Source organism: Kosakonia sp. N21 (genome assembly GCF_050587465.1).
In the GTDB taxonomy this organism is placed as follows: domain Bacteria; phylum Pseudomonadota; class Gammaproteobacteria; order Enterobacterales; family Enterobacteriaceae.
On the sequence record NZ_JBOBHR010000004.1, the window covers coordinates 621,696 to 632,108 of the forward strand.

At 50.6% G+C, this 10,413-nt stretch carries 2 protein-coding genes; both read right to left on the reverse strand.

Features of this window, described 5'->3' with window-relative positions; all coding sequences use genetic code 11:
- Positions 1–30 precede the first annotated feature (30 nt).
- Positions 31–9,465 (reverse strand): hypothetical protein, encoded by a 9,435-nt coding sequence (locus tag ACQ3G7_RS13135; RefSeq protein ID WP_430890123.1) that lies wholly within the window; start codon positions 9,463–9,465, stop codon positions 31–33.
- A gap of 123 nt (positions 9,466–9,588) precedes the next feature.
- Positions 9,589–10,413, reverse strand: an 825-nt coding sequence (locus tag ACQ3G7_RS13140; protein ID WP_430890124.1) for a putative adhesin, incomplete at its 5' end; no start/stop codon positions are given.

Genomic DNA, 10,413 nt, shown 5'->3' on the forward strand with positions numbered 1-10,413 from the left:
AATAAAAAAACAGGCGGAAGATAAAAACATTCACCAGGGCGTGCCCTTTCCACCTAAGTACCTATCCAGTAAGCCAGTGGAATACCCGCTCAGGGTAAGGATGTCCATACAGCGTTCAGCAAATTCATCCGCATTGCTCGTCGCGCCGCTACAGAGCTCCGTGAACTGTTCTACGGGCGCGTAAAGTCTGTCCCGGTAGGCAGGGTACTCGTCAAAAAAAGTACGTTCATCAATCACCTGATTGATCAAATCGGCAATATTGTTTAACAAGTCAGTAAAAGGATCGGCTTCGCGCCGGGTCCTTTTCGTTTTCACACGTTTATATAGCCCCAATAGCCGGTTCCAGAAATCATGATTACGACTGCTCTGGTTGATGATTTTAGTCCGCTCTGCAAGGGATAAATCAGCCGGGACATAGGTTCTGGCGCGGGCAAGAATAGACGGGTTTTCACGCAGTTGTATGCTGAAACGAAACGGGTAAGCAACCACCTTTTTATCCAATAAACAGGCAAGCGCTTTACCCGTTGGAACTAAACCAAACGCACCGTAACAGGATTCCAGCTTTATTTCCCGTATCCCGGCCAGGTTCAGCGGTGGAGTTTCCCGAAGCGCCAGCCCTTTGATCACTTCCGATAATTCGTAGGCATCCATATAGTTAACATTAGACGCCGCGCCATGAAGTCTGACCGTGAGTTTGGGACCTTCCGCAAAGAAGCTGGCATCCCGCCCCAGCAACGATGTCAGGCGCAGATTGCTGAGTGAGATGTCGCCCGCCTGTATACCATATTTGCTGAAAAGCTCTTCCGGAAACTGACTCGCTTTCACCATCGCATTGTTGCTGGTCAGCCGCGGATCTAAACGGGAAGGATTCACCATCATAAACTCGCCCTCGCCCAGGCTGTACATCAGGTGATGCGCAGAGAAAGAGTGACCGCCAGAATCACCGAATATCACCAGTTTGCCTTTTGGCAAGGCCCCCAGCTCCGCACTGTTGGCCACGTTTTGAGGCGTAACAAAAAATTGCTTTACCGAGCGGGTGATCTCACCGCCCGTCCGCTGAGTACTGAACTTGAAGAGAGGTGCCAACGCGGCTTGCAGTGCCAGCACCTGCTCTGGCGCCAATTCACCCGACTGTCGTAAAAGTTCAGCAAACTTGCGAAGCACTTCGGTGGGATCTGTAGCGATTTCTACCACCTCCTCTGCCAGTGCTTTCAGCGTTGCACCTTCCTCCCTGAGGATGTCTTTGGGTTCCGCCGCAATAAGCTTTATATCACGAGTGTCACCGCCTCTGCGCTTAAAGGTGGTTCCAGTAAATTCACCCAACTGTTCGGCGGTGATGATCTGCTTACCCTCTCCTAACGCAGGATCAAGCACATTATTCTTCACCCCGGCAAACCGGCCATTACCCAGACTGACCATAATATGGACTGGCCTGGCCTCCATAGCCGACAAAGCAGGGTCGGTTGCCATAAATAACAACACATCACCCTGCCGCACCCGTAACAGACTTTCCATACTGTCGACAGGCTGGGTACGGGCAAATAGCGATTGCACATTCACAAACTCCGGTTCACCTGTCGCCTGTTTCAGACCCTTACGTAAAGCAGACCCGGGCCCCCGACCGAGAAGTTGCGCATTTTCCAGCAAATCGACGGCGTAGTCCCAACTGACATCAGAGACAACTTCGCTCAGCCTGCTACGTCTTGCAGCCTCGCGCACCGGGTTGGAAAAACCCAGTCCAATCACAGGCATTTTCTTTTGCGCACCCGCAACCGTATCCGCAACCTGGGTGGCAGGGTAATACCAGCTCGGCCGCAACAGTACTTTGGCATCCGGAATAAGTGAATTCGGGCCATAGTAAAAATACTTGCTAAACGGCCCGAAATCGGTAATTGCCGCCGCCCGGGTCGGGTAGTCGCCGTATTTAATCAAACTTCGGCTGGTGAGATTGGCATATTTTTGCGCCCATAACTCTTCCGGCAAAATGATCGGACCATTCAACTCATCATACACACCACTAAATTGACCAGCGGTAAGATCGAAAACATAGTCACCGCCCTTTTCACCTTTACGCGCGACAACGACGTAATGATTTAGCGGCTTTCTATCGGATCCATTAATGAAAAACGCCATGGCGCGGTAACGAATTTCTTCAAAACCATTCCTGGCGAGATAAGCGGCGACATAAGAAGAGACATATTCACATTTCTCTTTTGGATAATTGATCGACTGTGATATTTCACCAACCTCTCTCATTTTTGTCAGATATTCTTGCGCATCAAATTCTTTCGCACCATTCAAATTCTCCAGAACTTTTTCTTTTTTTAATCCTTCGCGCATCTGTTGGATCTCCATCACTACGTCATTTCTGCTTATTGTATTTTTTCCTCCCCCACGCAAGCCTCCGTACGCGATGTTTATTTTCCATTTACCATTTTCAAAAACAATAGGTTCACCATAGGCAAACCGCCCCGGATTTTTCGGGTCGACCGTACGCCATGTATAGGATGCATCATCCCAGCGTATCTGAAAGGTGCTGTCGTCAACACGAATGTAATACTCTTTATTCTGGTTATTGATAGTGGCAGGAACATAGACCTCAGCATCTTTTACTTTCTTTTTATACATTTCCCATATATCCACATCCGTGCGTGCATATTTTTTATTAATCCCCCGAATCTGGGCAATCGGAGTTTCCTCAGGCACCAGTAGACGAAGATTTTTTGTTTTACTAATACGATGAATGGTGAAGCGGGTGATCTCTTTAATTGCTAACGGATCTATCATATCAATCAACGCCATCATACTAATTTTGGTTATTTTAAGCGCACTAAATGCAGCGTCCTTCGCCATTTCCTTAAGGACATACAGTTGCAGTGATTTACCGGCAAGACCGTTTTTTAATCCCTGCTGCAGAAAAACGGAAATCCCTTTCATCCGGTTAATGACCGATGCTATCTGTACACCAGCACTGACGGCAATAAATACTACACCAATGGTATCAAGCAGTACGGATTCCATATCAATTTCGTATTCTTCATTTGTCGTGTAGTGATAAATTTCACGATAAAAAGGAATCATGACAAAAGCGATCTTTTGCAATATTGATGGTGTATAAAGCTCTTTCCTTTTAACCTCAGCAGAACTACTCAGCACTGAACGAATGCTAGTATTTAGCAAAGAAATCACATTGTCACCAGGCTGTCTGGCATTAGTATTTCGATGATAAATAATGCCATAATCACTATTATCTGAGAACGGAGAAGGATATTCCACACCGACGTCCTGTCTGTACAGGATAGCTTTTATCAAATATTTTTCAGTGACCTTCCAACGCTCTCTGAAAAGGCCCATTCCCATTCCGCCATGTTGCTTAAGGAAAGTATTAGAGTAAAGTTCCAGATATTCATCAAAACTAAATTTTGCGCTGGGGTTAACTTCTGAAATTTCTTTCAAAAAAACATAATCATTCATCTGATTAGCGCTAAAAACCCGACTAAACATGGCGCCAGGAAATAACGAAAAGAAGATCCAGCGATTGTCATACAACTGGATAAAAAGCATTTCCCCGGGCATGCGGTTAGCATCTGTATCGGTAACCTTCACTTCAAAACGTAACCTTTTTTTGGTTTTTTTGAGAAGATCTGCTAACGATAACCCGGAAAATAACAAAAGATTTTTAGCCAGTTCACTGGCATCGTAAGTGCTGTATTTTTCCTTATAAACCCTGAATTGTTCATTGTAATCTGATTGATTTTCAAAATACTCACTGCTGAGTACACCTGAAAGTGAAGTATAACCTTCTGGTATTTTAGTGATCTGGGTTAAAGGATTAAGATGATAAACATCAGTATAGTAATCATCGACTATTTTGGTAATATCCTGACCTTGTAACTCACTGATTGCTCTGTTATTTTTTAAAATCCAATAAAGGATTGGTGCGAGGAAAAAGGAATCCTCTGTATTTTCATTAAACTGAAAGTTATTTTTATTTATTTTTTCTGCTTGCTCATTTACCCAAACAATATCTGTATAATCATTTGCCAGCGGATGTTTTTCAATACCAATGGCAGTTAAGCGGTTCACCAGTGAATTGAAAGTACTTTGTTGTTCTGACATTCTGATCACTAAATCTCTGGCAATCCGTATCGTTTTCAACTCCTGAAGTTCTTTCTCGCTGTATGCTTCCCTCTCTTTTACCAACATTTTGACTTCCTGGAGGGCAAGGGTAATAATTGCTTCTTCTGTAGCCAGCGACGTGCTGTTTTGATCTGTGGAGTGTGTCAGATTTGTACCGAGTGTATTTTTTGCAAGGATAACACCCTGATCATAATCCGAATATTTTTCACTATGCAGTTTTATCTGCTTATCATATCGGGTAGTTTTTTCCAGAATATTTTCAGCGATTTTCTGGAGTTGTTTTTTTTCTGCGAGTAATATTTTTATTTTTTCTTTTTCTTCATTGGCCCGAGTGATTTCCATATTACCCTCTGGTGCATTAAACTGTTTTTTAATGTTGCGCATGTGAATCTGTCTTCGATTATCCGCTTCGGCTATTTTTTTGCTTACCTCTGAAATCTTAAGATCAACATTATAGCTCTCCAACAAATTTTTCTTTTTTTTAATATCCTGTACGACCAGGCGAGAATGCCAGGCAGCGTAGATTTCTGTCGTATCGACAAGTCCGGTCGAGAAAGCATGATAATAGGCATTCAGTAATGGTTCATTCCATTCATTTTTTTTCGCAGCAGGAAGCAACTGTTCTGTATAGTGCATTTGCTGTTGCCTGCGTGCCAGTTTGTTTTTTAGTATTAAAACCTTGCTCAGTTTTTCATTATCTGGTTCTGTATAAAGACGGTAGAACTCCTGGTCAATAATCTGTGACAGTAATTGCAAAAGTGTATTCCAGCTAACATAATCATGCCCGGATAAGGCATTAAACAAAACATGGCGTGTCTCCCTGGCGAGATCGGTATTCGTCAGTAAATTATCGAGTAAATCGCCAATAACCGTAGGCGCTTCCACTGTGCTTTCTCCGGCATATTCCCACATACCGTTGTAATTATGAACAATAATATTCACCGTTGCGTCTTTTTTCTTAACAGAAATAACCCCCACATTGCCACCAGTGAAAACAAACGGCCACCAGGCTTTATGCAGAAAAATATAGAGATCGCCATTAGGCTGACGGTAAATCCCCCCATCGCCCTCCAAAGAGGCCGGGAAACCCACCGTGCGGGTATCATAACTCCATAGCCTGGCCTCTTCTGTTAACCACGGCGACGCGGTGGTATTTTCCGGTCTTTTCCTGGTTCCGGTGGTCGGCGTTTGATTCTCATCTTCCCACTGTTGGCTCTGACGGTCTTTATAGATATTGACGATTTTTGCCGTACTGTCATTGCGCTTTTCATAAATCGTCGCCTTGTCATACACGGTCGACGAGGCGGTTGTTTTAGTGAGTGTAACCGGCCAGAAATGGGTGGCAGCGTAAATAAACGTTTCACCGGATGCTGACTCGTAAATACCAGGCTCTTTCTGGGTTTCAAAATCGCCAGGTGAAGGTTGCATGGCATTACGCGGGTCAAACTCTTTTTCAATCCTCTCATCGATATCCCGTGAGACAACAGACACACCGGGCATAACCATCGGTCTGATGGTGGTTGCCGTATCCCATATATTTTCTTTGCGCAGGACATAGACTTTACTTGCGCCGGTGACAATCGCCCCCACTTCATTGCTGACAAAGTTAAACGGCCAGTATTTCCCCTGCAGACAGATATACAATTTATCATCCTGATAAATCGCGCCCTCATGACCCGTCACCATTTCAATATACTGAAAAGCATTACCCGAGCCCCAACTTCCGGCAAGCTGAATCAGCGACGCAGAAGCTAACGTCAGCCCGGTTTGATCCTTCTCATCAGGCGGTAACGTGGTTACCGCCTCTTGCGGTGGTTCCTCCGCAGAGTCATCAAGGAACCATTTACGGGTGTCATGTTTATAAATAACAGGCAGAGAGAGATTATCGTTATCGAACAGTGAAGCGGTGGCATAAACCCGCGCGGTAATCCCCGCCTGGGTATTCAAATATAAATCGATATAGCGGTAGTTACCGGCCACAAACAGGTAGTTCAGGCCCTCCGACGAATAAATTTTTTCATCGCTCATTGCCAGTCTGAAATCTGCAACAGCACCGCCAGGTTTTGCGGGAGGAAACGTTTCGCGCACGGCCCTTTCCAGTGCGGCATCGACAACCGTATTTCGCGGTAAAGGCGGGAAGTTCTCTGGCCACCGCGCCGGTGCCAGCGTGGTGCTTTCTTCGGCCAATAATCTTCGCCCCCCGGCCCGGCGCACCTGCTCAAGTTTTTCCGGCTCAGTAATGTCAATGACTATCTGGTAGTCCCTCTGCGCCAGCACCGCCTGCAACGCCGTCAAATCCTCCCCGGTCAGGCTATCCTGCTCCGGGTTTTGCAACAGCCACCGTAAATACGCCGCACTGGAGATCGCCCCCAGCGCGGTCATACCCAGCGGTACGCGATAGCGCCGCCCCAGCGCGGTAGCGCGCTGCCAGCGGCCCAAGGTTGCGTCTGTCTGCGGTGGCTCATCCATCTCCACCGCTGTCTCTGCAACGGGTGGGTTCAGCAACCGCGCGGCGGCCTCATGCGACGGGGGTTGCGCAGGCGGAGCTTCCTGTGGCGCAGCTCGGTAAGAGGCTGGCGGCTGGTGGTAGCTGCGCCAGAACGCATACAACGTGCCCAGCCACCAGATCCCCAGCCCCACCCCCGTCGCGACTTTTGCCACCCGCTGTGTCTCTTCTGAAGCCAGCCAGTCCATGTCATCCTGGCTCAGGCGGATGATGCCGCCGCTCATGTCTATGCCTGTCACCGGGCTGCCGCCCGGCAGACCTGCGGCAGGACGGAGGTCAAGCCGCCAGCGCCCGTCTTCACGCAGCACGCGCGGCGATGCCCCACTGGCATGCGTTTCTCCGGGTTTTATCAGCCGCAGCACGCCCTGAGCAGCATCAGGCTCGACGCGATACATGCGCCCCTGCTCGCGGATAAACATCTCGCCGCCGCTGAGCCAGACATCCCCTTCTTCCCGCATGCCTTCCGGGGCGATCCCCGTCATGCTCCAGCTCTCCGGCAGCCTCCGGGAGGTGAGCGGCCTTGCCCGGTCGCCGCCACTCATCCCGTGCAGCAGGGTATCGCTTATCCATGCCTCAATGTTCTGCTCCAGTTGCTGGCGGACCTGCTGAAGCGCCGGGTGCTCGCTGACTGCAAGGATATCAGCCACCGCAGCGCTCCATTCCAGCCATGAGTTCCCCGCGGGCAGTGTCTGCTCACCCAGTTCTTCGCGGATCGCCGGCAGCAGGGGCAGTAACGGCAATAAGGCGGAAAGCTGCGCCACGCCGGGCCAGAGCCGCCATTCCGGTCCTGACAGCCGCGCCTGCAGGTGCGCCACCTCCTGTTGCTGCGTATTTATATCCGGGGTATCAAGGATCTTTTTCACCGACCAGACCAGCATCAGGTTGAGGTAGTTCTGGTACCAGGGTTGCAGCTCAGGGTAGTGCTGCATACCGGATATGACCCACTGCAACGTATCATCCGGGTTACTGAGATCGCGTTGAAGCTGGAAAGCATGGATGGTCTGCAGCGTGCGCATGGCCTCTGCCGCCGACGGCGGCATGACCCCGGTCAGACGGGCAACCAGATCCATGACCAGCATGTTGCCGGACAGATCTTCCTGCACGACCCGCAAAAAGTTGTGCAGTGTTTCAGCCCATGTTGGCGCAAGCATTGTGCGTTGATACCAGTGCATACCCAGCCGCCACAGTGGTTCCAGCACCTGACCACCGGGCAACCAGCGCAATCCTGCGCCCACGGCCTGGCTGACCGCTGTCGACAGCGCCGCGCGGTGAAATATCCCACCCACCAAATGACCCAGTCGTTGAGTCAGGGACTGGCCAGGTTTGATCACCTGTAGAAATAGCGTGAACAGTTCGGCGGAGATCTCACCACTAAGTTGTGCTGTCAGTGATTTGAGGTATGGATCCAGCCCCGCCTGTGCCATTAGTTGCCGCAATTCCGGGTCTTGCACCTGGTTGAGCAGCCACTGTAATTGTTCACCCGTTGCCCCCTGCGCCGGGAAAGTCCCGGCCTGCTGGCTCAAACGCAGTGCGCTGCTCAGCGCCTGGCGGTATTCCGCTGGCAGGCGAGGCAAGACAGTTTCGTGAAACAGCGGGTGCATCAGCATTTGCTGCAACCAGCTCAGCACCGCAGCCGGCGTTGCCGGGTCGGGCCACGCGGGAAAGGCGCTCTCCCGTAATGGAACAACAATATTCCTGACCTGCGTTGCCAGCGTGCGCAGGGGTGCCAGCAGTTCCGGCGCGATGGCATCGCTAATGGCCAGAATTTGAACCAGATAATCCTCAAACCGACGGGCGCTATCCCCGGCGAGCAGCCCGTTCAACGCGCCGACGATCATACGTCCCTGGTTCAGCAAACTGTCCAGCTTCCCACGTATATCCTCTGGCAGTAGCACAAGTACCACTGGCGTGTTGACCAGCTCGCTCAATGCCTGCATCACCTGCTGCGCCCGCATTAACATGGAGGCATCGCTGTCTTCAGGTTGCGCCAGCAAGGCGGCGACACGGATCTGTACCTGACTGATAACGGCGACGGCTGCCTGCCACTCCGCCGGTAACAATGGCCGCTGGCGCAGCAGCAGTGCAGCAATCTGCGTGAATTTCCCGGAGATCGGTACCGCGCTGGCGTTAATCTGTTGCGTCGCTTCCCAGACGGTTTCCGCCATTTGCCAATAGCCGGACGCGGTAATAATGGCGGCAACATTCGCACGCAGTTGCACCACCAGTGGCAGCGACTGCAACAGTTCCGCGCCGAGAATGTCATTCAGCATGCTTAACCGCTGCGGTAAGGTCCCCTGGCGCAGCAGGTCAGCGTTATGCAAAACAAACAGCAGGTCTTGCGCGGCTTTCACGCCCGGGTCGGGGAGAATATCCGCATAGCGCGCCATCACTACCGTCAGTTCACAGCAATCGGAGAGATCGACAGCCTCCTGATAAAAATCGGCAAAACGCAGCGTTAACTGTGCGCCCGCACGCGCTGGCTCACGGATACCCTCTGGCAACAACATACCGTGACGCAGCACCCCTTCCGCTGTCAGCCGTAGCAATGCATCCCAGGAGAGCGCCTGAGCATCGGTGCGGACCAGTTGCTGCCAGATTTCAGCTGCGTCCGCGTAGCTTTCCAGCAGATCGCTGAACGTATGACTGGCAATATTCGCCGTCATCCGCCACAACATTCCACGGAATGCACCGCTCACTTGCGGCTTCACATGGTCAACATCATCTTCATCCAGTCGCCATGGCGATGCGGTCGTATCATGAATATTTTCAGGCATATAGTCAGCAGGAACGGACGTAGCGGCGTGCGCATAGTCGGGCACAATATCCCCCTTGTTATTGACATAACACGGTCAGCTTTTTTCTCTAAGCATGAGCGACGCTGCCACAATCGAAATCGTCAGCGGGAAGGAAATCGGATTTTTCACACAGTAAAAGGTTACATTTCACTCTTTCCGGTGAGAAAGAGGGGGATTGATATACGGCAGGATACCAAGCACCTCCGACGACATTTTTTTCTCCGGCAGGGTGATGGTCAGTTTCTCGAATACCAGAATGCCGTCAAAGTCGATGAACTCACTCTCATCACTGTCCGTTTCGTACTCATCTGCCGTGGTTGTTTCAGGCATTAATGTGGTGGTCGCTGCCGGTTCCGGGTACTGAACATGTCTTCTCACCCGGGGGCGCGGGTCTCCGGCAAGGGCCTTCGCGTTGTCAGGGGCCGCCCCCTTCCCGGCAACGGGGGGCTCATTCAGCGACAGTGCGGCCAGGTCGGACTTTGTCGCTTTAAACTGGATCTGATACGAGTCTCCCAGACCGGCGCTGATTGCCCCCCGCCGTTTATCTTCCCGGCAGGCAACGAAGATTAATTTCTTGTAGTTGTACTTCGCGTACATACCTGTTTTATCCATCGCATTCAGCACATCGCTCAGTTTTTTGTCTCTTCCGGCCGCCGGGGTTATAGATAAAATGTCAATATTCTCATGCAACGCATTTTGCCTGTTAAGCAGCACCGCCAGCGTCAGCTCTTCCTGCGGTGTTTTCTCATAGTGCATCAATGAATAATCCATCACCCGGCCCTGACTCGCCGTGCCCGCCGTTAGCTCCGTAAATTCAGATGTCACGTTTTTCTGAATATTTCTGACCAGGCGGGCATAAAATACCGGCTCGGCATTACCGGCAAGCAGCGTCACCGTCGGGAGACTGCCCGGCGCTTCGGCCAGCGTTTTTCCGTGCGGCCCCAGGAACAGCAGTTCTTTGTTTTCCGGCAG